The organism is Actinoplanes sp. NPDC048791, from assembly GCF_040650095.1.
Taxonomy (GTDB): Bacteria; Actinomycetota; Actinomycetes; order Mycobacteriales; family Micromonosporaceae; genus Actinoplanes.
Map to the genome: position 1 here is coordinate 1 of NZ_JBEZGQ010001378.1, position 1,829 is coordinate 1,829.

The 1,829-nt window shown below is 71.7% G+C and carries 2 protein-coding genes and 1 pseudogene; 1 reads left to right on the top strand and 2 read right to left on the bottom strand.

What is annotated here, in order from left to right; genetic code table 11:
* A pseudogene (locus tag AB0C29_RS46505) lies at positions 1–197 on the bottom strand (carboxylate--amine ligase); the annotation flags it as partial.
* A 39-nt stretch (positions 198–236) separates the two neighbouring features.
* Positions 237–1,211, bottom strand: a complete 975-nt coding sequence (locus AB0C29_RS46510; protein WP_360834535.1) for a class I SAM-dependent methyltransferase — start codon at positions 1,209–1,211, stop codon at positions 237–239.
* Between the two features lie 202 nt (positions 1,212–1,413).
* Between AB0C29_RS46510 and AB0C29_RS46515 the strand changes: the two genes are divergently transcribed.
* On the top strand, positions 1,414–1,829 hold a 416-nt coding region (locus AB0C29_RS46515), incomplete at its 3' end, for a protein kinase domain-containing protein (protein ID WP_360834537.1).

Consider the following 1,829-nt stretch of genomic DNA (forward strand, 5'->3'; position numbering starts at 1 on the left):
AGCTGCTCGCGCACCTCGGCCAGCTCGGTGCAGACGCCGGTGACCATCTCCACCATGCTGTGCCGCACCTCCAGCCGGCTCTGCGCGCGGGCGTCGTCGCCGAGCCCGGCCAGCACCTTCTCGGCCGCCGGGGAGTTCTCCCCGGTGACCGGGTCCAGCAGCAGGAACTCTTCTTCCACACCCACGGTCATGGGCATCAAGGAACCACCGTTTCGACGGTCGGCACTTCTCGAGGTTCAGCCCGGGCGGACGGCGGTGAGCACGACGACGGCGATCCGCTCCGCGTGCGCGTACGCCGGCCCGTCCAGCTCCTCGCCGTAGACGTCCGGATCCACCTCACGATAGAACCACTCGAGTCCGGTGCCGGTCAGACGCTCGGCCGCCGCCGCCCGGAACGGGTCCCGCCCGTCCACGATGCCGGTACCGCTGAACAGCACCAGGGAACCACCGGGCCCGAGCCGCTTGGCGGCCGCGTCGATGATCGCCAGGGACAGGTCGTGCCCGTGCTCCCCGCCACCGTCGCGGTAGGCCCGGCCGGCCGGATCGATCATGAACGGCGGGTTCGAGATGATCAGGTCGAAGTCGCCGTCGACGTCGTTGAGCAGGTCACTGCGGCACGGCCGTACCCCCGGGGTCCCGGCCAGTCCGGTGTTGACCCGGGCGAAGCGCAACGCCGCGTCGTTGATGTCGACCGCCAGCACCTCGGCCTCCGGCGCGCGCTTGGCGACGGTGATCGCCCCGGCCCCGGTGCCGCAGCCGATGTCCACCGCACGGCGGACGGGCCGCTCGCGGGTCTCGACGTGGGCCGCCGCGGCGTCGGCCATCCGGTAGGTGTCCGGGCCGAAGAAGACCGAGTCGGCCGCGGCGGTGGGGAAGGCCGAGTGCACGAACAGCTCGCCGTCGTACGAGGAGAAGCGGACCAGGCTCCGCCACATGTCACCGTCGCGGTCCAGCACACCGGCCGCGTCCATCAGCTCGACCAGCTCCGCCGGCAGCACGCCGGGGCCGAACGGGCGGCTCCACCCGAACACGTCCCGCGCGGACCGGGCCCGGGCGTTCCCCGGGCGGTCGTTGACCCGCTGATGGGTGGCCGGCGTGACGGTGGTGAAGGTGTAGCCGCTGTCCTTGAGGAGGGTCCCGAGTTGCCGTAGTGCGTTGTCGGCGGCGACGTCCCTGGTCGCCACGGCAGCCGTCGTGTCGGTCATGGTCATGGCGGGCGATTGCCCCGGAACGGCGCGGTCATTCGTACCGAAATCCCGCGTCGGCCCAACGAGTATCCGGGGCAATGGTGACGGCAGGTGCGATGACCTGACTCTCTACGACAGTTCGGGCACTGTGCCATTGCCGCCCCGGGCATCGACCACCACGATCGTCGTCGCCAGCGAAGCAGCCCGGGGAAGGACACCACGACACGTGCAGCCAGACTCCACCGCGAACGGAGCGGGCCTGGACGAGCCCGCCACCGTCGACCTCAGTGGCCGGTGCGTCGGCAACTCGTACATCCTGATCTGCCCCGTCGGCCAGGGCGCGACCGGCACGGTCTGGCGCGGCATCGAGCGGACCTCCGGCGAACAGGTCGCGGTCAAGCTGCTGCACGAGGGCCTGCTGCGCCAGCCGAAGCTGGTCACCCGCTTCGTGCAGGAGCGCACGATCCTGATGATGGTGCGCCACGAGCACATCGTCGGCGTCCGCGACCTGTTCAGCGCGGGCGAGTCGCTGGGCCTGGTGATGGACTTCGTGGCCGGCGGCAGCCTGCGCGAACGGCTCCGCTCCGCCGGCACCCTGGCCCCCGCCGAGGCGGCCCGGCTGCTCGCCCAGGTGGCGGCGGC

What these genes read in the sequence shown, in the direction of transcription:
- AB0C29_RS46510 (WP_360834535.1), bottom strand. Translation starts at nt 1,211, where the DNA reads ATGACCATGACCGACACGACGGCTGCCGTGGCGACCAGGGACGTCGCC.